The organism is Microbispora sp. NPDC088329 (assembly GCF_040685655.1).
Taxonomy (GTDB): Bacteria; Actinomycetota; Actinomycetes; order Streptosporangiales; family Streptosporangiaceae; genus Microbispora.
On record NZ_JBFBIP010000015.1, the window covers coordinates 50,235 to 71,909 of the forward strand.

Below are 21,675 nucleotides of genomic sequence, written 5' to 3' on the forward strand. Positions count from 1 at the left end.
GCCGTGTTCAGGACCACCCTCGCCGGGCTCCTGGCGCACCGCCTGCGCCTGCTGCTCACCTCCCTGGCGATCGTGCTCGGGGTCGGTTTCATCGCGGGCACGTTCGTGCTCACCGACACCATCGACGCCGGGTTCACCCAGTCGTTCGCCGCGGACGCCGACAAGGTGGACGTGGTCGTGACGCCGAAGGACGCCGGGGACGACGATCGCCTGCCGGAGAGCGCGCTCGCCGCGATCAAGGCGGTGCGGGGCGTCGAGGACGCCCAGCCGATGGTGTCCGGGGACGCGCCGCTGATCGGCAAGGACGGCAAGGTCGTGGGCGACCTCCCCACCGCCGGGGTGTCCATCCCGGCGAGCCGCATCAAGATCACCTCGGGCCGGGCCCCCTCAGCCGCCGGCGAGGCGGTGCTCGACGAGAACACCGCCAAGGCCCAGGGGTTCACGCCCGGGGCCGCCGTCACGGTGCTCGACAAGGCGGGCACGCGGCACGAGTTCCGCCTCGTCGGGATCTTCGACGTCGGCGTCGACCAGAACCTCGCCTACCGGGGAGCGGTCGCCTTCACGCCCGACGCGGCGCGGCGCGTCACCGGCGTCAAGGGCTTCACCGAGATCGACGTCGTCTCCTCGGGGCCCTCGCCGGAGAGCCTGCGCACGGCCGTCGCGGCGGCCGTGGGCGGCGACGCGACGGTCATGACGGGCCGGGAACGCGCCGACGAGGTGGCCCAGCGCAACCATGTGGACACGGCCTACATCCGGCTGGGCCTGCTGCTGTTCGGGGCGGTCGCGCTGCTCGTCGCCGCGCTGGTCATCTACAACACCTTCACCATCCTGGTCGCGCAGCGGATGCGGGAGATGGCGCTGCTGCGCTGCATCGGTGCCACCAAGCGGCAGGTCTTCGGCTCGATCGTGCTGGAGTCCGCCGTGGTCGGGCTGCTGTCGTCGGTGCTCGGCCTGCTGACCGGTCTCGGTCTCGGGGCCGCCGCGGTCGCCGTGCTGAAAGCCATCGGTACGGACATCCCCACGGGCACCGTGAGCCTGTCCCCGCAGACGATCGCCATCGGCATGTGCACCGGCGTCGTGGTGACGATGGCCGCCGCGCTGCTGCCCGCGCGTCAGGCCACCCGTGTGCCGCCCGTCGCGGCGCTGCGCACGCAGGTCGAGGAGCACACGTTCCGCGCCGGGGTCGTACGGGTGGTCGTCGCCGCCCTGATCGCGGTCGCGGGAGCCGGCCTCACCGCGGCGGGCGTGCTGCAGAAGCCGGGCCAAGCGGCGCTGCTGACGGTCATGGCCGGCGGCGTGCTCGTGTTCTTCGCGGTGCTCATCCTCGGCCCGGTGATCGTACGGCCGCTGAGCGGGCTGGCGGGCTGGGTGCCGGCGCGGTTGTTCGGCGTGGCGGGACGGCTCGCCGTGGACAACTCGCGTCGCAACCCCAAGCGGGCGGCGACCACGACGGTCGCCCTGACCATCGGCGTGACACTGATGACGCTGATGTCGGTCCTGACCGCCACGGTGCGGACCACCGTCAGCGGCCAGCTCGACCAGCAGTTCCCCGCCGACTACATCTTGACGTCGCAGACCGGCACCATCCCCCGCTCGGTCGCCGACACGCTCCGCGCGAGCCGCGACCTGGCCGCGGTGACCGAGTTCCGGGGGAAGAAGACCAAGGTGAACGGCCACGAGTACGGAGTGGGCACCGTCACTCAGTCCGCCATCGGCACCGCCGTCAAGCCGGAGGCGTCGTCCGGCACGCTGGACGGCTTCGGAGCGGGCGAGGTCGCCGTGGCCGACTACGCGGCCCAGGACCTCCGCGTCAAGGTCGGCGACACCGTGACCGTCGCGTCAGGCGATCAGGCCATCCCGCTCACGGTCGTGGCGGTGCTGAAGGCCGACGTGGCCCTGCTGCCCGCGTTCACGATGGCCGAGCAGGCGTTCGAGCGGCACTTCGGCACAATGGGCGACGTACGGGTCCTGGTGAACGCCGCCGACGGCGTGGCGCCGGAACGGGCCCGCAGGGTCGTGGACGAGGCCACGGCGGCCTACCCGGCGATCAAGGTCGGCAGCACCACGGAGATCCGGGGCCAGTTCGACGAGGCGATCGACTCGATGCTCATGGTCGTCACCGGGCTGCTGGCCCTCGCGATCGTGATCTCACTGCTCGGCATCGCGAACACGCTGTCACTGTCGGTCCACGAGCGCACCCGTGAGTCCGCGCTGCTGCGCGCCCTCGGCCTGACCCGGCCGCAGCTGCGGGGCATGCTCTCGGTCGAGGCGCTGGTCCTCGGCCTGGTGGGCGCCATCGTCGGCGTCGTGCTCGGCGTCGCGTACGGCTGGGCGGCGACGACGACGCTCACGGAGAACGTCTCCTTCCAGCTTCCGGTCGTACAGATCCTGATCTTCATCGCCGCATCGGGCCTGGCCGGAGTGCTCGCCGCGGTGCTGCCCGCCCGCCGGGCCGCCCATGCCTCGGTCGTCGGGGCGCTGGCCGCCTCCTGACCGCCGCTCCCCCGGTCCGGTACGGACCGGGGCGCCGGTCGCCCGGGTCACCCGCGCGCGTGCGGGTGACTTGGGCTGCGGCCGCAGCACCCCGGAACGTCAGCCGGGCGGCAAGCAGGACGGCACGCGGGCGGCAGGGCCCGAGTGCGCCTGACGATCATTCGGGGGGCTGTGAGGAGGGAGAACCGGAGCCGGTCGGGACCCCCGGCAGGATCCGGCGCAGGTGGTGGTCGACGATCGCGCCCGCGTCGTCGACGCCGAGTTCCCCGAGCAGTACCCCGTCGGCAAGGCCGCGGGCGAGACCGAGCAACGCGTGGGCCTCCGTGCCGGGGTCGACGTCCGGAGCCGGGTCCGAGGCCGCCAGCAACGCGGCGATCGCACGATGGACGGCGTCGCCGCCGGCGCGATAAAGGTCGCGGATCTCCGGATCGGCGACGGCCCTGCTCAGGAACGCGTGCCCGGCGAGCAGCGGGACCACGGCGGTCACGCCCAGCCCGACGATCGCGAGCAGCACCCGCCGCAGCGTGTCCGCCGGGCCGCGCGCGTCTTGGACGGCCTCGCCGACATGGCGCTCGATTTCTTCCCTCAGGACGTGGGCACTCGCGCGCAGCAGATCGGCCTTCCCCGCGAAGTAGTGCTGCACGAGCCCCTTGGAGACGCCGGCCTCCTGTGCGACCTGCCCTATCGTCACCCCGGCCAGGCCGTCTCGCGCGCACAGCCTCAGCGCCGCATGGGCGATCTCCTGCCGCCGAGCCGCGTGGTCGACCTGCTTGGGCACGAGCCGCTCCCTCTTTTGCAATACGAGCGTATCGTGATATCAATACAATACGATCGTACTGCCAACGGCGAGCGGAGGATCCGGACGTGAACGACCACGTACGGCCCAACATCGGAGAAGGGTTCCGCCGGCGGCGCCTCGGGCACTTCCAGGACGCGCCTGCCTACACGCGTTACCGGCGGATCTACGACCGCGCCATGGCCGACCTCCCGGCACCCGACGCGATCCAGGACGTGCCGACCGGCTTCGGGACCGTGCGCGTCCATCGCTTCGGCGCGGACGACGCCGACGCCGCGACGCCGCTCCTCCTGCTGCCGGGACGCACCGCGTCCACCCCGATGTGGGCGCCGAACCTGACCGGCCTTCACGCCCCAGGCAGGGTCGTCTACGCGATCGATCTGTTGGGCGAGCCCGGTCTCTCGGTGCAGAGCAGACCGTTCGCGAGCGCGGCCGACCACGGCGTGTGGCTCGCGGAACTCCTCACCGGACTCGGCCTCGACCGGACGCACCTGCTCGGCGTGTCGATCGGCGGGTGGACCGCCTTCCGGCTCGCCACGCACGCTCCGGAGAAGGTCGCCTCCCTGAGCCTGCTCGATCCCGCGTCCTTGTTCGGCCGGATCACCTGGAAGGCGGTCGCCGTCTCGCTGGGAGCGCTCGGGCCGCTCCCCGAGCCGTGGCGCCGGCGGCTGCTGAGCTGGATCTCCGGCGGAGCCGACACCTCCGGCGACGACCCGGTCGCCGCCCTGATCTCCGCCGGGATGCGGGACTTCACCGCCTTTCTCCCTCCGCCTACCTACCCCTCGGACGAGGAGGTCGCCGCGGTCGGCATACCGACCCTCGCGGTGATCGCCGGGCGCAGCATCATCCACGATCCGGGCAGGGCCGCGGAACGCGCTCGCCGGCTGCTCTCCCGAGGGACCGTCGAGTTGTGGCCGGACGCCTCCCACGCCCTCAACGGCGAGTTCCCGGAGCGGGTCGCCGCCCGGGTCCTCGCCTTCATCGACCGGGTCGACGCGGACGACGCCCTCCACGGCCGCCGATGACCGGCGTCATCGTCGGGCCCGCGCTCAGCCGGGGTGCGATGCCCGCGACGGCGCGGGCCGGGCCCGCCCGGGTCCGGCGCGCGGAGGTCGCATCGGCCGTCACAGGCGGCGGCCCTGACGATCGATCACCACCGCGAAGACGCCCGTGACGTCCTCGTACGGCGGATCCACGGCCATGTGACCCCGCTGGGCGTCGATCCACAGGACCTCACCCCGGCAGTTGACGACGTTCCACGCGTGGCTGCCTCCCCCGGCCCAGCGGGTGATGAGGACGGCGGCGGCGCCGTGGCCACCGAAGATCAGCCGCTGCGCGATGGCCACGTACGCCCGGCGGCCGTGACCGACGTATTCGAAGCGGTGCCCGAGCCACTCCTCGGCGCGGGCGACCCCTCCGGTCTCCCCGGTCAGCAGCGGGCGTCCCGACCCGTCGTACTCCGGCTGTCTGCGCGCCGCCACGACGGGCTCGCCGTGCCAGGTGGACATCACCGACAGCGCGCAGTCGACGGCGTTGTTCGACCTGAACGCGTCCTCCGTCGGCCCTTCGGCGTTGATCAGGCGGATCCAGGTGCCGCGTGGGTCCGGGAAGCGCCCGCTCACCGCCTGCGCGAGGCTCATCTGGCCGTCCGGATCCGCCTCGGCCAGGCCGCCGGGCCTGCCGTACGGGCGGGTGTCCTCCAGCCGCCGCGGGCGGCCCGGGCCGTCCAGCCAGTCGCGCTCGGTGTCGTCGCGCAGCACGGCCGACCAGAAATCGTCGGCGTCCGCGAGCTCTCCCTGCTCCGGACCGTCGTCCACGGCCCCGCCGGGCCCCTCCGCGTGCCACTCGCTCCGGCTCGTCGCCGGCGCGGTGTCCGAGGCGGTGTCCGGCGCGGTCTCACGTGCCGTCTCACGCGCGATCTGACAGGGCGGATCGCCCTGTCCGGGCCCGGCGCCGGTCGCGTCCGGGGATTCGGAACGCCGTATCCCGGCCGCGGCACCGTCCGGCTGGGCGGGGATTCTCGGCACGGGCGCGGTCTCGACCGGCCACTCGACCTGCCCGGCCGGGGAAACGACGTCGGGTCCCGCACCGGCCGGCGGCTCGCCCGGCCGATCGCCCCGGCCTTCCGGGCCGGCCGCATCGTGTAGCCCCTCAGGCGAGCCGGGCGTCTCGGCGACGGCCTCGCAGTGTCCGTTCGCACCGCTCGCCGCGGCCGTCGCGACCTCGTCCTTCGCGGCTTCGCTCTTCGCTGCCTCGTCCCGCGTCCCGGTCGCGGCGCTCGCGTGCTGCCCGGCCCTGGCCGGGTCCCCGGCAGCGTCGTCGTCTCCGAAGGCGACCTCCGATTCGGCGACGTCCTCGGGTTCTGCGGCCCCCGCCGCCGCCGCGACGTCCCCGCCGGCCTCCGGCTCCTCACCGTCGCGGGCATCCTCGAACTCCGCACGGTCCTCGGCGTCCTCCGGCTCCTCACCGTCCCGGGCATCCTCGAACTCCGCACGGTCCTCGGCGTCCTCCGGGTCCCCGTCGGCCGTGACGTCCAGAGCGTCCCCGATGGCGGGGGGCGTCGCCGTGGAGACGTCCTCCCGGAGGTCCGACGCCCCTGCCTCCCGGGGGTCTGCCGCGCCCGCTTCCCGGGGGTCCGTCGCCCCTGCCCGGTGCCCGGCCGGCGCGCTCAGACCGTACCCTCCGTACCCCTCGTGGCCCTCGTGCCCGCCGCGCCCTTCGTGCCCGCCTCGACCCCCGCGTCCGCCGCTCTCACCGTTCCTGGCGGCCGGCACCACCGGCATGGTCATGGTGTCCACGCCCAGCGGCAGAGCCGCGATCCGCACATCCAGGCGGCGGTCCTCCAATGAGGGAGCAGGCGCCTCGGCCGCCTGCTCGTAATCCCGCCATCGCCGGCCGTCGGCCGTCACGACCGGGTTGTACACACCCGACGGCAACCGCCACCGCGCATGCCGGCGCGCTCTGTCCTGGTTCACGCGCTTGGCCCCCCTCCTCGCGCACATCAGCGTGCCGATGGTAGAGGCGGGCCGTCCGGGGCACGGCGGGTTTTCCCAACTCCAGACCCGGCTTCCGCCGCAGACCGAGCGGGGCCGGTCAGCCGGCCGTGACGGTGACAGTGTGGAAGCCGGTGGCGCCGTCGGGAGCGGGCGGCGCCTCGTCCGCGGTCTGGGTGTGGCCGGTCGCGTCGGTGGCCCGCACGGCGAGCGTGTGCCGGCCCGGCGTCAGGTCCAGGTCCGCCGACCACTGCCGCCAGGTGTCCGGGCCGGGCACCTCCGCGAGCCTCGCCTGCAGCCACGCGCCGCCGTCCACCCGCACCTCGACCGCGTCGACGCCGCGATGCTGGGCCCACGCGACGCCCGCCACGGTCGTACGGCCCGCCGCGACCTCGTCCCCGTCACGGGGCAGGTCGATCCTGGACTGGGTCTTGATCGGGCCCCGCGGGGCCCAGCCGCGGGGCGTCCAGTAACCCTCGTCCCGGTCGAACCTGGTGACCCTGATCTCGGTGACCCACTTCGTCGCCGACACGTATCCATACAGCCCGGGCACGACCTGACGGACCGGGAAACCGTGGGCCTCCGGGAGCACCTCGCCGTTCATGGCGACGGCGAGCAGCGCGTCGCGTCCGTCCATGACCACGTCGACCGGTGTGCCGCAGGTCCAGCCGTCCTCGGAGACACTGAGCAGCATGTCGGCCTCACGGCGGATCCCGGCCTCCCGCAGCACGTCGGCGAGCCGGGCGCCGAGCCAGCGGGCGTTGCCGGCGTACGGCCCGCCGACCTCGTTGGACACGCAGGTCAGTGTGACGTCCGCCTCCATGAGGGGGCGCTTGAGCAGATCGGCGAAGGTCAGCTCGACCGGCCTGTCCACCAGGCCGTGGATCTTCAGCGTCCAGCGCGCCGGGTCCACCGACGGCACGACGAGCGCGGTGTCCACGCGATAGAAGTCGGCGTTGGGCGTGACGAACGGCGTGAGGCCGGGAATCCGCAGGTCCGCTCCGGCGGGGATCGGCACGGCCGGGCGTGCCGCGCGCGGCAGCGTCCTGGCCACGCTTTTCCGGGCGATCTCGCCGTCCTTGCTGCCCGACAGCAGCCATCCGCCGAGACCGCCGACTCCCGCCACCGCGGCCCCCGCCGCCGCCCCGGTCAGGAGCCTGCGCCGGTCGAAGGCGTACGGCCCGGGAAGTGGCCCCGCTCCCGGCCGCATGACGGGCGGCACGGCGGGCCCGGGCCGCGCCGCAGAGCTCTCTCCCCGCGCGCTTGCGTGCCGGTGCCCAAGGTCGCTGCTCGCTGCGGGGCGTTCCGCCGGCGCGGGGTCCGCCACGTCGGCTTCCGTTCCCTCGACCTGGTCGCCCACCACCCGAGCGGCGGCTCCGGCGCGCGTGCTCGCGCCGTCGGCGATCCGGCTCGCGGCCCGAGCGGAGGCGGTCTCGCGGTCGGCGGCCCGGCTGGCGGTGACGTAGTCCTCCTCACCGCTGCTCATGGCGCGGCGCGCCAGCCGCGACAGGGTCCAGGCGCCGGCCGCGGCACCCGCGAGGGAGGGCAGGACGTGCGCCGCCCCCGCGTCCGGCCGGGACAGCGCCGCGGCGGCCCCGACGAGGCCCAACAGGGTCAGCCCGAGCGTGCCGTACGCCGTGCGGCGGCGGGCGAGCAGACCGAGACCCGCGGCGACGAGCGCGAGCACGACGACGATGCCGCCGAGCAGGACCGGCTTGTCCCCGGAGCCGAACGTGCGGATCGCCCATTCCTTCAGCCAGGCGGGCGTGGAGTCGACCATCGCGCCGCCCACGGCGACGACCGGGGCCGCGCCGGGATCGATCAGACCGGCGACGATCTGGGCCGCGCCGAGCGCCACCGCGCCGGCGACGAGGCCGGTCAGCGCGGCCGCCCAGGCGGGCATACGGGTGCCTGCTGCGTTCACGTTCCGAACGCTACGCCCGCGCGCCCGCCGGTGGTCTTACGGCGGTATTACGAGACGACCTCGGCGATCACCGGGGCGAGCGCGCGGAACGCCTTGCCCCGGTGGCTGATCGCGTTCTTCTCCTCGGCCGTCATCTCGGACGTCGTCCGGGTGTCGCCGTCCGGCACGAAGATCGGGTCGTAGCCGAAGCCGCCCGTGCCGCGCCGTTCGCGGATGAGGAAGCCGTGCATGGCCCCTTCCACCACGTGCTCCTCCCCCGTCGGCAGCGCGAGCGCGGCCGTGCAGGCGAAGTGGGCCTGGCGGCGGCCGTCCGGCACGTCGGCGATCTGCGCGAGCAGCAGGTCGAGGTTGGCGTCGTCGTCGCCGTGGCGGCCCGACCAGCGGGCGGAGAAGATACCCGGCATGCCGTTCAGCGCCTCCACGCACAGGCCGGAGTCGTCGGCGATGGCGGGCAGGCCGCTGGCCGCGGCGACCGCGTGCGCCTTGAGCAGCGCGTTCTCCGCGAACGTGAGGCCGGTCTCGGCCACGTCTCCGATGTGCGGGAACGCCTCCAGGCCGACGAGTTCGACCGGCACATCGGCGTCGGCGAGGATCCGGCGCAGTTCGACGATCTTCCCGGCGTTGCGGGTGGCCAGGACCACCTTGTTCATGGTGTCGTTCTCCCGTTCATCAGGCGAGGGCCTCGGCCTGCAGGCGGGTGAGCTCCGCGCAGCCGGACGCGGCCAGGTCGAGCAGGCCGTTGAGCGCGGTCCGGTCGAACGGTGTGCCCTCGGCGGTGCCCTGCACCTCGACGTAGTCGCCCCTGCCGGTCATCACCACGTTCATGTCGGTCTCGGCCTTCACGTCCTCGCTGTAGTCGAGGTCGAGCATGGCCTCGGTGCCGACGACACCGACCGATACGGCCGCGACCGAGTTCACCAGGGGGTCGCCGGGGCACATCCGGCGCTGCCGCATCCAGGCGATCGCGTCGGCGAGTGCGACGTACGCGCCGGTGATGGCGGCGGTGCGGGTGCCGCCGTCGGCCTGCAGCACGTCGCAGTCGAGCAGGACGGAGTTCTCCCCCAGGGCCTTGTAGTCCACGCAGGCCCGCAGAGACCGGCCGATCAGCCGGGAGATCTCGTGGGTGCGCCCGCCGATCTTGCCGCGGACCGACTCGCGGTCGCTGCGGGTGTTGGTCGACCGGGGCAGCATGGCGTATTCGGCCGTCACCCAGCCGAGACCGCTGCCCTTGCGCCAGCGGGGCACGCCGCTTTCCACCGTCGCGGCGCACAACACCCTCGTGTTGCCGAACTCCACCAGTACGGAACCCTCGGCGTGGGCGAGCCAGTTCCGGGTGATGGTCACGGGGCGGAGCTGGTCGGAACGACGACCGTGTGAACGAGCCATACGGGTCACCCTAGGTCATACACGGCCCCGCTCCGCGCCAACTCCATCGGCCCGCCGAAGCCGCCCCGCGAGGCGTCCTCCAGGATGCGGGACTTGTCGTACCACGGAACGAGATGGGTGAGAACGAGCGCGCCGGCCTCGGCCCGGGCGGCGTGCTCGGCCGCCTGCCTGCCGCTCAGGTGCAGGCCGGGAGTCAGGTCCGGCTCGTCGAGGAAGGACGCCTCGCACAGCAGCACGTCGGCCTCGTGGGCCAGCTTGACCAGTTCGGCCGACTCGCCGGTGTCCGCCGAGTACGCGACGGACCGTCCCTGGTGGGTGACGCGGAAGCCGTAGGTCTCCACGGGATGGTTCATCGGGGCGGCCGTCACCTCGAACGGGCCGACGTGCCGGGTGCCGGGCGACAGCCGTACGAAGTCGAAGGAGTTCTCCAGCACGGGCTCGTCCGGCATCGCGTACGCCGCGTTGAGCCGCTTGGAGGCGCCGCCCGGGGCGTGGACGGGCACCTTCGGCAGCGGGCCGTCCGGCGTGTAGGTGCGCACGACGTGGTAGGCGCACAGGTCGAGGCAGTGGTCGGCGTGCAGGTGGGACAGGAGGATCGCGTCCACGTCGTAGAGTCCGGCGTGCCGCTGCAGCGCGCCGAGCGCACCGTTGCCGAAGTCGACCAGCAGCCGGAAGCCCTCGGCCTCCAGCAGGTAGCAGGAGGACGGGCTGTCGGGGCCGGGGAAGCTGCCCGAGCATCCGATGATCGTCAACTTCATCGCGAACTCCCTACGCCGGTGACGTCGCCGATGCCGGGGGCGGTCCGCTCCACCGACTGAAGCTCGGGACCGAGGAAACGCTGCCCGAGCCGTTCGAACAGCTCGGTGTCGCCGGTCGCCCGGAACAGGTGCCTCGGCTCGCCAGAGCCGTTGGACAGGCCGCGGTCGTGCAGGATCCGGTAGACGTCCTTGGCCGTCTCCTCCGCGCTGGACACCAGCGTGACCCCGTTCCCCGTGACGTACGAGAGGGCGCCGGTCAGCAGCGGATAGTGCGTGCAGCCGAGGATGAGCGTGTCGCAGCCCGCGTCCTGGATCGGCTTGAGGTAGCCCTTGACCACCTCGATGAGCTCCTCGCTCATCGTCTCGCCCCGCTCGACGAACTCCACGAGCAAGGGCGCGGCCACGGCGACCAGCTCGACGTCGGGGGCGGCGGCGAAGGCGTCGTGGTAGGCCATCGACTCGATGGTGGCCCGCGTGGCGATCACGCCGACCCTGCCGTTCCTCGTGGCCCGCACGGCCCGCCGCGTGGCGGGCTGGATCACCTCGACGACCGGGACGTCGTAGCGCTCCCTAGCGTCCCTGAGCACGGCCGAGCTCGCGCTGTTGCACGCGATGACCAGCATCTTCACGTCGTGCTCGACCAGGTGGTCCATGACCTCCAGCGCGTATGCGCGGAGTTCGGCGATGCTCTTGGGCCCGTACGGCTGGTGGGCCGTGTCGGCCACGTAGAAGATCGATTCGTGGGGCAGCTGGTCGATGATCGCCCGGGCGACCGTCAGGCCGCCCACGCCGCTGTCAAAGATCCCGATCGCCCTGGTGTTGTCCTCCGGCACGCTTCCCAAGGTTAGGGGAACGATCGCCGCCGCTCAGGGTAAGAATGCTCACAACGCGCTGGAGGCGCGGCAGGTGAACGCGGCTCAGCCCCGGCCCAGGCGCGCGAGCTGCCGGGACTGGGCGACCAGCCGGCCCGCCGAGTCCCACACCTCGACCTCCTCGTCGAACCAGCCGTCGCTGATCAGCCGTCCGCCGCCGAGCAGGGTCAGCCACCCCGGCGCGGGCAGGGCGCGCAGGTGCCAGGTGAGCTCCACCGTCGGGGCCCATCCCCGCGCCCCCGCCGAGAACACGACCGGCGGCAGCGCGTCCACCGCCAGTGCCAGCACGTACGGGTCGGGGTCCTGCGGCTCGGCCAGCCGGAAGTACGCCCGCGATTCGGGCCGTCCGGTCGGCTCGCCGGCGAGCCAGCCGATCGTGGGTGGATCGAACGCCATCTCCAGCTGGGCGTTGAAGTTCATGTTCGATTCGGGCTTGGGATCGGGCAGGCGCACGCAGTCCGCCAGGCCGGGCATGGCGGCCGACGGGCCGCCTGCCCAGTCCGGGGCCGCCGACGCGTCCAGGGTCGCGGTCGTGACGAGCGTCTCGATGAACGGCTCGCCGTCCTGGACGAGCCGCGCCCTGGTCATCGCCGCCGTACGGCCCGCCTTGAGCGGCTCCAGCAGCACCCGGGCCGGGCCCGGCCTGGCCACCCGCAGGAACTGGACACTGGTGGAGACCGGGTGCGCGTGCGGCGAGGCGTCCACCACGGCGCGCAGCATCGTGGCCATGAGATAGCCGCCGTTGAGCGGCCCTCCGATGGAGTATCCGTCGTCGAGACACACGTCGTAGGTGGTGTCGTCGACCCGGATGGCCTGCGTCGCCTCGTCGAACTTGGTCATGCGCCCCTCGCCGCTCTACCGAATTTTGTTCTGGTCATTACTGTAGCGTGGCGCTCCGGCGGACCGCGCGGCGGCTCGCGGGGACGGCAGCGTGCTCGCGGGGACGGCACCAGCGCTCGCGGTCAAGCGGGCTGCAAGCGCACCGCTACCGGGCGGGCCTAGCGTCGCGGCGTACCTGACGACGACGTTTGCGAGTGAGCCCATGTCCCCCGACACTCCCCCCACTGACCCCTGGCACCCCCGCGACGAGCAGGATCTCGACCGCACCGTCGCCTATCGCGTTCCCCGGCCTGCCGGAGGCGAGGCGCACACCATGCGGATGCCGTCGTGGACGGAGCCGGAGGAGATCGGCTCCGTCACGGTGGCCGCCCCGCCGTCGCCCCCCGGCCGGGGCAGGCGGGCGCGCGGCTGGATCCTCGCGCTGGTGGCCGCCGTGCTCGTCGGCCTGGTCGGCGGGGGCGGCGTGTGGGCCGCCTCGAAATTGAGCGGCGGCGGCGCGCAGCCGCAGGACGTGCTGCCCGCGGACGCGCTCGCCTACGTCCGGCTCGACCTCGACCCGTCGGCCGGGCAGAAGCTCGCGTTGTTCGGCATCGCCCGCAAGTTCTCGGCCACCCGCGGCTCCTTCGGGGGAGACGACCCCCGCGAGGCCCTCGTCACCGCACTGCGGAACAACGAGCCGGACCTCGCCGAAGTCGACTACGCCCGCGACGTCGAGCCGTGGCTCGGCGACCGCGTCGGCCTCGCCGTGCTCCCCTCGGGCGACGGCGGCGACCCCGTCGGGGCGCTCGCCGTACAGGTGAAGGACGAGGCGGCGGCCCGGGCCGGCATCGCGAAGCTGGGCCTCGGCGACGGGAAGGCGGGCTTGGCGTTCCGCGACGGATACGCCCTCATCGCCACGAGCCAGAAGCTGGCCGACGAGTACGTCAAGGCGGCGCCGCTGTCCGGCGACCAGCGTTTCGCGAGCGACCTGCGGGCGCTGGGCGAGCAGGGCGTGCTGTCGTTCTGGGCGGACGTGGAGAAGGTGGCCGAGGTGGGCTGGAGCGACCTCGCCGACACACCCGCGCTGCGGCAGATCAAGGGAATGCGCTTCGCCGGCGCTCTCCGGTTCTCCGGCGACTACGCCGAGCTGGCCGGGATCACCCGCGGCGGGACGCCCACGTCGGTCCGGCCGGAGCCGGTGAAGATCGGCGAGCTGCCCGCCTCCACGGTCGCGGCGGCCTCGATCTCCGGACTGGGCGACATGCTGCGCGAGCAGTGGCCGTCGATCGAGCAGGCGACGGGCGGCCCTGGCGGCGACGTGCTCAGGCAGGTCCTCGACGGGGCGCGGGCGCAGTACGGCCTGTCCCTGCCGGACGACCTCGCGACGCTGCTGGGCCGCACGTTCACGCTCGCCCTGGACGAACAGGACCTGGACGGCGCACAGCCGCGGGTGGGCGCCGTGCTCACGACGGACACCGCCAAGGCGCGCGACGTGGTGGATCGGGTGAAGGCCCATCTGAACGGCATGGAGAGGTCCGCCGACATCGCCACCGCGGAGGGCGACGGACGGTTCGTGATCGCGAGCACCCAGGAGTACGCCGGCGCCCTGGGCGGCGGCGGCACGCTCGGCGAGAGCGAGACGTTCCGCCTGGCCGTCCCGGACGCCGGGAACGCGACCTACGCCGTGTACGCCGACCTCGACCGGCTGGAGAAGTTGTACCTGGACGGTCTGCGGGGCCAGGCGCGCACCGACGCCGGGATGCTGCGGGCGATCGGCCTGAGCGGCGCCGACGGCGAGGAGGGCTCGACCTTCACCCTCAGAATCGTGTTCAACTGACCCCCGCCGAGAGCACATCGTCCCACCATGCGAAAACGCGATCCGTGATCGTGCACTCCGGCGGAAAGTGCATGATCACGAATCGCGTTCGCGCTGCTCACACGGCTTCGGGCCCGGATCAGTGCGAGATCACCGAGGCTGTCGCCGCAGGTCACAGGGCCTTCGTGAGGCAGACGACAAATCACGGCCGGGTCAGGCCCAGAGCTGGCCTTCGAGGCGGTCCTCCGCCTCGTCGAGGGTTCCCTCGTACGCGCCGGTGGACAGGTACTTCCAGCCGCCGTCTGCCACGATGAAGACGATGTCGGCCCGTTCCCCCGCCTGGACGGCCTTGCGGGCCATGCCGAGGGCGGCGTGCAGGGCACAGCCCGTCGAGATGCCCGCGAAGATGCCCTCGGACGCCAGCAGCTCCCGGGTCCGGCGCAGCGCGTCGGCCGAGGTCACCGAGTAACGGGTGGTCAGCACGGACGGGTCGTACAGCTCTGGCACGAACCCCTCGTCCACGTTGCGCAGGCCGTAGACCAGCTCTCCGTAACGCGGCTCGGCGGCCACGATCTTCACGTCGGGCACCTGCTCGCGCAGGTAGCGGCCGACGCCCATGAGCGTGCCCGTCGTGCCCAGCCCGGCGACGAAGTGGGTCACGGTCGGCAGGTCCGCGAGGATCTCCGGCCCGGTCGACTCGTAGTGGGAGCGCCAGTTGGCGGGGTTGCCGTACTGGTAGAGCATCACCCAGTCGGGGTGCTCGGCGGCGAGCCCCTTGGCCACCCGCACCGCCTCGTTGGAGCCGCCCGCGGCCGGCGAGGAGATGATCTCGGCGCCCCACATGCGCAGCAGCTGGCGGCGCTCCTCGGAGGTGTTCTCCGGCATGACGCAGATCAGCTTGTAGCCCTTGAGCCTGGCCGACATCGCCAGCGAGATGCCGGTGTTGCCGGAGGTAGGCTCCAGGATCGTGCAGCCCGGTGTGAGCAGCCCGTCCTTCTCGGCCTGCTCGATCATCCACAGCGCCGGGCGGTCCTTGACCGACCCGGTCGGGTTGCGGTCCTCCAGCTTCGCCCAGATCCGTACGTCGGGAGACGGCGAGAGCCGGGGCAGACCCACCAGCGGGGTGTGCCCGACCGAGTCGATCAACGAGTCGAAGCGCATCTAGCGCGCTCCGCCCGCGACGGCCGGGAGGACGGTCACGGTGTCCCCGTCCGCGACCGGGGTGCCGAGCCCGCCGAGGAAACGCACGTCCTCGTCGTTGAGGTAGACGTTGACGAAGCGGCGCAGCCCGGAGTCGTCCATCAGCCGGTCCTTCAGGCCGGGGTGGCGCGACTCCAGGTCGCCGATCAGCTCTTCGAGGGTCGATCCCTTGGCGTTGACCGCCTTGGCGCCGTCGGTGTAGCTGCGGAGGATGGTAGGAATGCGGACCTCGATGGCCATCTGGGCTCAATCTCCTTCATCAGTGGTCGTCTTCATGGTGGGCGTTCACATGGCTGGAACATGGCCGGGCGGGCGGCGATTCCAGCGGTCATCTCCCGCGGGAGTCCGTACGAGGAACGATCCCGGCGGGCGGCGACTGGTTCAGCGACAGTCGTAGACGACTACAGACGGCGTGTGCGCGAAGAGGAACGCCTGAACAGGAGATTCCGGGCGTGCCCGGCGCGACAGGACAGCCGGTGACGACACGGGACGAGCGTCATCGTTGGGCATAACTTCAGTTTAACCGTACGACTCTACGATCTTGACTTCCTCCTCCGTCACGACCCCGTCCACGATCCGGTAGGACCTGAAGGGCGCCTCCTCCTCAGAGGCGGTCGACACCAGCACATAGTGGGCGTCGGGCTCGGAGGCATAGCTGATGTCCGTACGGGAGGGGTACGCCTCGGTGGCGGTGTGGGAGTGGTAGATCACGACCGGAACCTCGTCGCGGTCGTCCATCTCCCGCCACACGCGGAACTGCTCCATCGAGTCGAAGCGGTAGAACGTCGGGGAACGCTCGGCGTTCTCCATCGGGACGAACCGCTCGGGACGGTCGGAGCCGGCGGGCCCGGCCACGACGCCGCACGCCTCGTCCGGGTGGTCGGCCCGGGCGTGGGCCACGATCTTGTCGACCAGCTCGCGTGAGATCGTCAGCATGCTGGGAAACCTACCAAAGCGCCCTGACGAGGGTGTCCTGCAGGTAGGTCAGCCAGTCGTAGGTCACGAACGCGGGATAGCGGGGGTCGTCCTCGGACATCGAGGCGATCTCCTCGTGGACCTCCTCGGTGACCTCGAGGCGCACGCCGAGCGCGAGCCGCACGTCGTTGATCGCCCGCAGCCACGCCTGCCCCTGCTCGGCGGTGAGCCTCAGCCGGCCCGGCGCCGCCGTCTCCAGCAGCGTGGTCGCGTCGGCCCGCTTGCCGTCGCGCAGCGTGGCCTCCGTATAACGCCGGAACTCCTGCGCCGCCTCCTCGTCGTCCCCGTACGCCGAGGGGAACAGGCGCGCGAGCACGGGGTCGGCCGGAGGCGCCGCCGCGCCGATGCCGAGGGCGCGCTCCAGCGGATCGTCGCCGGTGGTCCCCGGCTCGACCAGGCCGAGCACCTGTGACACCAGCGAGCGCAGGATCGACACCTCGCCCGCGTCGAGATCGACGGTCACCCCGTCGCTGGTCGCCCGGAATCCCGTGCTCATCATTTGTCCTGCTGGACGGTCGCCCACAGACCGTAGGAATGAAGGATCTGCACGTCCCGCTCCATCTCCTCACGCGTGCCGCTGGCGACGACGGCCTTGCCCTTGTGGTGGACGTCCATCATCAGCTTCTCGGCCTTCTGCCGGGGATAGCCGAAGACGGCCTGGAAGACGTACGTGACGTACGACATCAGATTGACCGGGTCGTTCCACACGATCGTGAGCCACGGCAGATCAGGGCGCACGTCCGACGACGGACGCTCGACCTCGGCTGGAGCTGTGCTACCCACGTAACCATCCTGCACCACGACCGTCGTAGTCTTCGACACGTGCGCATGACCACGGGCACGGCCCTGCTGACCGACCAGTACGAACTGACGATGCTCCAGGCCGCGCTCGCCGGCGGCGCGGCGCACCGGCGGGCGGTGTTCGAGGTGTTCGCCCGGCGGCTGCCCGGAGGACGGCGCTATGGGGTGGTCGCCGGCACCGGGCGGTTCCTCGACGCACTGGAGGACTTCCGCTTCGAGGAGCAGGACATCGAGTTCCTGTGCTCGGCCGGCATCGTGGACGAGCCCACCGGCGAGTTCCTCGCCGGTTACCGCTTCTCCGGCAACGTGTACGGCTACCGCGAGGGCGAGGCGTTCTTCCCCGGCTCACCGATCATGGTGGTGGAGGGGACCTTCGCCGAGGCCGTACTGCTGGAGACGCTGATCCTGTCGATACTCAACCACGACTGCGCGATCGCGGCGGCCGCCTCCCGGATGGCCCAGGCGGCCGGCGACCGGCCGCTCATCGAGATGGGCTCGCGCCGCACCCACGAGTACGCCGCGGTCGCCGCCGCCAGGGCCGCCCACCTGTGCGGCTTCGCCTTCACGTCCAACCTCATGGCCGGTCACCTGTACGGCGTGCCGACCGCGGGCACCGCCGCCCACGCGTTCACCCTGCTGCACGACTCCGAGGAGGACGCCTTCCGGGCCCAGCTCGAGTCCCTCGGGCTCGGCACCACGCTGCTGGTGGACACCTACGACGTGGCGAAGGCCGTACGCACCGCCGTCGAGCTGGCCGGGCCCGACCTCGGCGCGGTGCGCATCGACTCCGGTGATCTCGCGATGGTGGCCGTCGAGGTGCGCCGGCTGCTCGACGAACTGGGCGCGGACCGCACGCGGATCGTCGTGACGAGCGACCTGGACGAGTTCGCGATCGCGGCGCTCGCCGCGGCGCCGGTGGACGCCTACGGCGTCGGCACCGCCCTGTCCACCGGTTCGGGGCACCCGACGGCCAGCCTCGTCTACAAGCTCGTCGCCAGGGAGGACCACGCGGGAGCCCTCCAGCCGGTCGCCAAGGCGTCCGTGGGCAAGCCCAGCGTCGGCGGGCGCAAGTGGGCCTACCGCAGGACCAGCGACGGCACCGCGACCGCCGAGGTGATCACCCGCGAGCCGGTGGAGACGGAGGACCGCCCGCTGCTGGCCGAGCTCGTCCGGGACGGCAAGGTCGTCGGCCGCGAACCCCTGGCGGCCGCGCGCGACCGTCACCGGGCGACTTTGGCGGAGTTGCCACTGGAGGCGTGCAGCCTCTCCCCCGGAGACCCCGCAGTCCCTACTATCTTCAAGTGATCGCGGAGGACCGGCGCATGAGGACGACGCCGGTCCTCCGTGATCGCCACTGTGAGGTGATCCGTTGAAGACCGCGCTCATCGTCGTCGACGTGCAGAACGACTTCTGCGAGGGCGGCAGCCTGCCGGTCGGCGGCGGCGCCGAGGTGGCCGCCGCGATCAGCCGCCACGTCCACGACCACGCGTACGACCATGTGGTCGCCACCCGGGACTACCACGTCGATCCCGGCGCGCACTTCGCGGCCGAGCCCGACTACGTCGACTCCTGGCCGGCGCACTGCGTGGTCGGCACCCCCGGCGCCGACTTCCACCCCGCCTTCGACACCGCGAAGGTCGAGGAGGTCTTCAGCAAGGGCGCACGGCAGGCGGCCTACAGCGGGTTCGAGGGCGCCACCGCGGAGGGCGCCGGCCTCGACGCGTGGCTGCGCGAACGCGGCGTGGAGGCCGTGGACGTCGTGGGCATCGCCACCGACCACTGCGTCCGTGCCACCGCCCTCGACGCGGCGGCGAACGGTTTCGCCGTACGGGTCCTGCTGGGCCTGACCGCGGGTGTCGCCAGGGAGACGACGGAGTCGGCGCTCGCCCGCCTCGCCGAGGCCGGAGTCGAGCTCGACGGGGAGCCCGTCCTCCGCTCCTGAGCCCCGTGCGTTGCGGGCTGTACGCTCCGGGGCCTCGACACCATCGGAAGGCCGCCGGACAGGCACGGTGAGCGTCCGGCCGCCCGGTGCCCCATTCGTCCCCCGCAACGGCACGTCCCCTCAGCCGGCGGGGGACACGACCGCGCGGAACCGGATGTCAACGCCTTCACCGCGTAGAGTCATGGGTGTATTACTCAGAGCGACGACCCTTCGTGGATTGGCGGTCCCGATGTTCGCGTTCCTGCTCGGCCTCAGCTGGCTCGTCCTGACCCCGGTCTGCGTCTGGCTGCTCTTCGGCCGCGGTCACCGGGGCGCCGTCCGCCTCACGGGCGCGTTGACGCTGGCGGCCCTGCAGACGCTCACCATGGTCGTGGGATTCACCGAAGCGCCCGCCCGGATCCCCGCCCAGACGATCGCCGCACGCGACCCCCACGCCGGCGCCGGTCGGCCCACGGGTGTCCGGACCCCCCGAGCGGCGGCGGCCATGACACCGTCACCGGCGCCGACACAGTCACAGGCACAGGGCGGCCCTCCCGCCTGCGATTCCCGGATCCCAAACCCCGAGGCCGTACGCCTGTCGTTCCAGGGCAGGGCCCTGCACGGCCTCACGGTGTACTGGCCCGCGTCGTCCGCGCAGTGCGACACCGCGACGGTGGCGGTGCACCAGGCCGGGCACCGGCTGCGCATCTGGGTGCAGGAGGGTGCGGACAGCCACCACGAGGGCATGCACAACGTGCCCGTACGCGTGGAGCAGGGCCTTGCCTCCCTCAGCCTCCGGCTCAGCCCGGTCGCCCGGCGCCACCGCCGCTTCGTGGCCATCGACGGCCACACCGGCGACAGGATCCCCCTGCGTTCCCGCGTCTCGTGACCGGCGATCGCCCTACGGCCTCAGCCGGCCGGCGTCGGCGCGCTTCCGGACGGGCCGTCGGCATCCGTCAGAGGTTCGCCCTCCGGTGCGGGTGAAGCCTCCGCGGCGCGGTCGTAGATCCCGGCGACCCACCTGCCGGGTCGTTCGCCGATCATGGCCGACAATCGGTCGCGCACCTCCGGGCGCCGCAACGCCCGGCCCTGAGCGGACTCGTCGCACGTGTCCGGCGTCTCCCGGCACGCCACCTGCCGGATTGGAGCGTCTCCGGGGAAGACCCAGATTCGAATCGACTGCGGACGCTTCAGCCAGCCGGACGGCGCCGACTTCCGGTCGTGATGTCCGCCCACCGCGTCTCCGCACCGTCCGGTCGTGCCGCCCGTCTCACCGCCCTTGAGCGGCATCTCCACGACGACCCACGCTCTCGGGTCAGCGCAGGCCACCTTGACCCCGGTGGAGTAACTGGTCGGAGTGAAGGTCAGCGTCTGCCCGGCGCCCACCTTCTCGAACCGCCCTGCGTAGATCGGGCGGAGGTCGAACTTCTCGGCTCCCAGCACCACCGGGAGGCTGTCGGGGAGCTTCGGCCAGTGCGCGGGCTGGGCGGAATCGGTGGGTTGCGCGGCGACCGTCGTACGGTCGGCCCGGGGTGGGCCGGTCAGCAGGCCATTTCCCAGCGCTACCGCGGCGACGGCGAAGGTCACCGCGGCTCCGGCCGTCACGGCCCGCCGCGTACGGCGCATGCGGCGGCCCCGCCGGACGATCGCGTCGAGAGGGGCGACCGGTTCCCGGCCGGCGCGTTCCCGGCCGTGCTCGTCCAGCAGTGTGCGCAGGTCGCTCTCGGTGTGCCTCATCGCTGGGCCCTCCCCATGGTCATGGTCTGAATGTCCGGATCGACGCGAAGACGGCCGAGGGCCCGGCTGAGCTGGGTCTTCACCGCTCCCAGTGAGCAGCCGACGATGTCGGCGACCTGGGTGAGCGTCCGTCCCTCGTAGTAGTGCAGGACGATCACCGCGCGCTGCCGCGGGGACAGCGCGCCGATCGCGCTCCACAGCGCGGCCTGATCGGCCACCTCCGCCGCCGTGTCGCGGGGGTCGGCCGCCTCGGGCATCGTCTCGGCCGGGATCTCCCCGCGCCAGCGCCTGCGCCACCAGGAGGCGTGGGTGTTCACGATGATGCGATAGACGTAGGGATCGGGGTTTCCTTCGATCCGCCGCCAGGCGACCCATGCCTTCGCCAGCGCGGTCTGCACCAGGTCCTCGGCCGTGCCCCAGTCCCGGGCGAGGAGATACGCCATCCGGCACAGCCGTAGATGCCGCTGTGCCACATATTCGGCGAACCCGTCGTCCATCGATCATCTCCGTCTCGTCGTCTACGGCGATGACTACCGCCCAGGAGGCGCGTTCGGATGACAGGAGACTTCACGGAAGACACCGGCCTCCAATCGGTTGCGGCATAGCGCACCCCGTGGCGAGGTTGAGAATGAGTCGTTCATTAATCGCGGGAAATGTGGACATGACGCACATAACACGCGGAGCCCGGTGAATATTCGTCACCCCGGTAGCGAAATATCCTCACCCCGCTGACGGAACCTCAGCAAATCCGCCTTGAACATTCTCATCCCCGACGGCCTCCCAGCTGATAGCAATGACCTCCGCACACCGCAGCGGCCCCACTTCCTCAGCGAGCCTCGGCTACGCTTCGAGCAGCACCGGAGGACTGAACGTGACGACACTCAGAGTACGCGTCGAGCGTCTGGAGCATGAATTGGAAAAACTGAGCGTCAAGTGCTTCAAGCAGGCAGCGGCACACGCGTACGACGCGTTGCAGCCGAATTGGGACAAGATCGATGAGATGAGCGATCGCCTGGTGCGAGTCGAGCAGATCGCCGAGGAGACCAGAGCCGACGTAAGCGTTCTCAAGAGGCAGATGACGGTCGTCACCGTCCGATTTGACCGCGTCGACAGCGAGATCGGCCGTTTGGATCGGCGCATCGACGGACTCAGCGAACGCGTCGACGGACTCACAGACCGGATGG

Annotated in this window: 22 protein-coding genes; 7 read left to right on the forward strand and 15 right to left on the reverse strand. The window is 72.0% G+C overall.

What is annotated here, in order from left to right; all coding sequences use genetic code 11:
• The first annotated feature begins 3 nt into the window (after positions 1 to 3).
• Positions 4 to 2,493: an FtsX-like permease family protein gene (locus AB0O28_RS25595; protein WP_363644271.1), complete on the forward strand. Its 2,490-nt coding sequence runs from the start codon at positions 4 to 6 to the stop codon at positions 2,491 to 2,493.
• A gap of 157 nt (positions 2,494 to 2,650) precedes the next feature.
• Here the strand turns inward: AB0O28_RS25595 and AB0O28_RS25600 are convergent, their stop codons facing one another.
• Complete coding sequence (locus AB0O28_RS25600; protein WP_363644273.1) at positions 2,651 to 3,271, reverse strand: TetR/AcrR family transcriptional regulator; 621 nt, start codon at positions 3,269 to 3,271, stop codon at positions 2,651 to 2,653.
• Between the two features lie 86 nt (positions 3,272 to 3,357).
• Here AB0O28_RS25600 and AB0O28_RS25605 point away from each other — a divergent pair, with 86 nt between their 5' ends.
• Positions 3,358 to 4,314 (forward strand): alpha/beta hydrolase, encoded by a 957-nt coding sequence (locus tag AB0O28_RS25605; RefSeq protein WP_363644275.1) that lies wholly within the window; start codon positions 3,358 to 3,360, stop codon positions 4,312 to 4,314.
• Between the two features lie 99 nt (positions 4,315 to 4,413).
• Here the strand turns inward: AB0O28_RS25605 and AB0O28_RS25610 are convergent, their stop codons facing one another.
• The 7 genes from AB0O28_RS25610 to AB0O28_RS25640 form a co-directional block, all read right to left on the reverse strand.
• Positions 4,414 to 6,264, reverse strand: a complete 1,851-nt coding sequence (locus AB0O28_RS25610; RefSeq protein ID WP_363644277.1) for a toxin glutamine deamidase domain-containing protein — start codon at positions 6,262 to 6,264, stop codon at positions 4,414 to 4,416.
• A gap of 118 nt (positions 6,265 to 6,382) precedes the next feature.
• Entirely contained in the window at positions 6,383 to 8,206 is a 1,824-nt protein-coding gene (locus AB0O28_RS25615; RefSeq protein ID WP_363644279.1) for a molybdopterin-dependent oxidoreductase, read from the reverse strand.
• Between the two features lie 47 nt (positions 8,207 to 8,253).
• On the reverse strand, positions 8,254 to 8,856 hold the full coding sequence (rdgB, locus tag AB0O28_RS25620; protein ID WP_363644281.1) for an RdgB/HAM1 family non-canonical purine NTP pyrophosphatase: 603 nt from the start codon (positions 8,854 to 8,856) through the stop codon (positions 8,254 to 8,256).
• A gap of 19 nt (positions 8,857 to 8,875) precedes the next feature.
• Positions 8,876 to 9,592 carry a ribonuclease PH gene (gene rph / locus AB0O28_RS25625; RefSeq protein ID WP_363644283.1) on the reverse strand — a complete coding sequence of 239 codons (717 nt, stop codon included), beginning with the start codon at positions 9,590 to 9,592 and terminating at the stop codon, positions 8,876 to 8,878.
• Positions 9,593 to 9,597: 5 nt separating this feature from the next.
• Positions 9,598 to 10,350 carry an MBL fold metallo-hydrolase gene (locus AB0O28_RS25630; protein WP_363644285.1) on the reverse strand — a complete coding sequence of 251 codons (753 nt, stop codon included), beginning with the start codon at positions 10,348 to 10,350 and terminating at the stop codon, positions 9,598 to 9,600.
• Entirely contained in the window at positions 10,347 to 11,192 is an 846-nt protein-coding gene (gene murI, locus AB0O28_RS25635) for a glutamate racemase (RefSeq protein ID WP_363644287.1), read from the reverse strand. The genes AB0O28_RS25630 and murI overlap by 4 nt, the downstream gene beginning before the upstream one ends.
• A 75-nt stretch (positions 11,193 to 11,267) precedes the next feature.
• On the reverse strand, positions 11,268 to 12,062 hold the full coding sequence (locus AB0O28_RS25640; RefSeq protein WP_363644289.1) for a thioesterase family protein: 795 nt from the start codon (positions 12,060 to 12,062) through the stop codon (positions 11,268 to 11,270).
• Positions 12,063 to 12,264: 202 nt separating this feature from the next.
• Between AB0O28_RS25640 and AB0O28_RS25645 the strand changes: the two genes are divergently transcribed.
• Positions 12,265 to 13,878, forward strand: coding sequence for a DUF3352 domain-containing protein (locus tag AB0O28_RS25645; protein WP_363644291.1), 1,614 nt, complete (start codon positions 12,265 to 12,267; stop codon positions 13,876 to 13,878).
• 192 nt (positions 13,879 to 14,070) lie between these two features.
• Here AB0O28_RS25645 and AB0O28_RS25650 read toward each other — a convergent pair whose 3' ends face one another.
• The 5 genes from AB0O28_RS25650 to clpS all read right to left on the reverse strand — a co-directional run bounded on the left by AB0O28_RS25650 (position 14,071) and on the right by clpS (position 16,815).
• Entirely contained in the window at positions 14,071 to 15,018 is a 948-nt protein-coding gene (locus AB0O28_RS25650; protein ID WP_363644293.1) for a cysteine synthase, read from the reverse strand.
• Entirely contained in the window at positions 15,019 to 15,297 is a 279-nt protein-coding gene (locus AB0O28_RS25655) for a MoaD/ThiS family protein (RefSeq protein ID WP_030510925.1), read from the reverse strand. It abuts the gene before it with no gap.
• A 279-nt stretch (positions 15,298 to 15,576) separates the two neighbouring features.
• A complete protein-coding gene (locus tag AB0O28_RS25660) occupies positions 15,577 to 15,993 on the reverse strand; it encodes a M67 family metallopeptidase (protein WP_363644295.1) in 417 nt (138 codons plus the stop codon).
• 10 nt (positions 15,994 to 16,003) lie between these two features.
• Entirely contained in the window at positions 16,004 to 16,528 is a 525-nt protein-coding gene (locus tag AB0O28_RS25665) for a DUF2017 domain-containing protein (RefSeq protein ID WP_363644297.1), read from the reverse strand.
• Positions 16,528 to 16,815, reverse strand: coding sequence for an ATP-dependent Clp protease adapter ClpS (clpS, locus tag AB0O28_RS25670; RefSeq protein ID WP_169950261.1), 288 nt, complete (start codon positions 16,813 to 16,815; stop codon positions 16,528 to 16,530). Before clpS ends, AB0O28_RS25665 begins: the two co-directional genes overlap by 1 nt.
• Before the next feature lie 39 nt (positions 16,816 to 16,854).
• On the opposite strand from clpS, the gene AB0O28_RS25675 reads away from it, so the two are divergent.
• From AB0O28_RS25675 to AB0O28_RS25685, 3 genes are all read left to right on the forward strand, one after another.
• Positions 16,855 to 18,138 carry a nicotinate phosphoribosyltransferase gene (locus AB0O28_RS25675; RefSeq protein ID WP_363644299.1) on the forward strand — a complete coding sequence of 428 codons (1,284 nt, stop codon included), beginning with the start codon at positions 16,855 to 16,857 and terminating at the stop codon, positions 18,136 to 18,138.
• 64 nt (positions 18,139 to 18,202) lie between these two features.
• Positions 18,203 to 18,775: a nicotinamidase gene (locus AB0O28_RS25680; RefSeq protein WP_363644301.1), complete on the forward strand. Its 573-nt coding sequence runs from the start codon at positions 18,203 to 18,205 to the stop codon at positions 18,773 to 18,775.
• A 217-nt stretch (positions 18,776 to 18,992) separates the two neighbouring features.
• A complete protein-coding gene (locus tag AB0O28_RS25685) occupies positions 18,993 to 19,643 on the forward strand; it encodes a hypothetical protein (protein ID WP_363644303.1) in 651 nt (216 codons plus the stop codon).
• 20 nt (positions 19,644 to 19,663) lie between these two features.
• Here AB0O28_RS25685 and AB0O28_RS25690 read toward each other — a convergent pair whose 3' ends face one another.
• Together AB0O28_RS25690 and AB0O28_RS25695 are read right to left on the reverse strand one after the other, a co-directional pair.
• On the reverse strand, positions 19,664 to 20,491 hold the full coding sequence (locus AB0O28_RS25690) for a hypothetical protein (protein ID WP_363644305.1): 828 nt from the start codon (positions 20,489 to 20,491) through the stop codon (positions 19,664 to 19,666).
• Positions 20,488 to 20,988: a SigE family RNA polymerase sigma factor gene (locus AB0O28_RS25695; protein ID WP_363644307.1), complete on the reverse strand. Its 501-nt coding sequence runs from the start codon at positions 20,986 to 20,988 to the stop codon at positions 20,488 to 20,490. Before AB0O28_RS25695 ends, AB0O28_RS25690 begins: the two co-directional genes overlap by 4 nt.
• A gap of 374 nt (positions 20,989 to 21,362) precedes the next feature.
• On the opposite strand from AB0O28_RS25695, the gene AB0O28_RS25700 reads away from it, so the two are divergent.
• On the forward strand, positions 21,363 to 21,675 hold a 313-nt coding region (locus AB0O28_RS25700), incomplete at its 3' end, for a hypothetical protein (RefSeq protein WP_363644308.1).

Bases quoted from the DNA above. Each gene is read 5' to 3' on its own strand.
- rdgB (WP_363644281.1), bottom strand. From the start codon at position 8,856: ATGAACAAGGTGGTCCTGGCCACCCGCAACGCCGGGAAGATCGTCGAA.
- rph (WP_363644283.1), bottom strand. From the start codon at position 9,592: ATGGCTCGTTCACACGGTCGTCGTTCCGACCAGCTCCGCCCCGTGACC.
- AB0O28_RS25630 (WP_363644285.1), bottom strand. From the start codon at position 10,350: ATGAAGTTGACGATCATCGGATGCTCGGGCAGCTTCCCCGGCCCCGAC.
- AB0O28_RS25640 (WP_363644289.1), bottom strand. From the start codon at position 12,062: ATGACCAAGTTCGACGAGGCGACGCAGGCCATCCGGGTCGACGACACC.
- AB0O28_RS25645 (WP_363644291.1), top strand. From the start codon at position 12,265: ATGTCCCCCGACACTCCCCCCACTGACCCCTGGCACCCCCGCGACGAG.
- AB0O28_RS25650 (WP_363644293.1), bottom strand. From the start codon at position 15,018: ATGCGCTTCGACTCGTTGATCGACTCGGTCGGGCACACCCCGCTGGTG.
- AB0O28_RS25655 (WP_030510925.1), bottom strand. From the start codon at position 15,297: ATGGCCATCGAGGTCCGCATTCCTACCATCCTCCGCAGCTACACCGAC.
- AB0O28_RS25660 (WP_363644295.1), bottom strand. From the start codon at position 15,993: ATGCTGACGATCTCACGCGAGCTGGTCGACAAGATCGTGGCCCACGCC.
- AB0O28_RS25665 (WP_363644297.1), bottom strand. From the start codon at position 16,528: ATGAGCACGGGATTCCGGGCGACCAGCGACGGGGTGACCGTCGATCTC.
- AB0O28_RS25690 (WP_363644305.1), bottom strand. From the start codon at position 20,491: ATGAGGCACACCGAGAGCGACCTGCGCACACTGCTGGACGAGCACGGC.
- AB0O28_RS25695 (WP_363644307.1), bottom strand. From the start codon at position 20,988: ATGGACGACGGGTTCGCCGAATATGTGGCACAGCGGCATCTACGGCTG.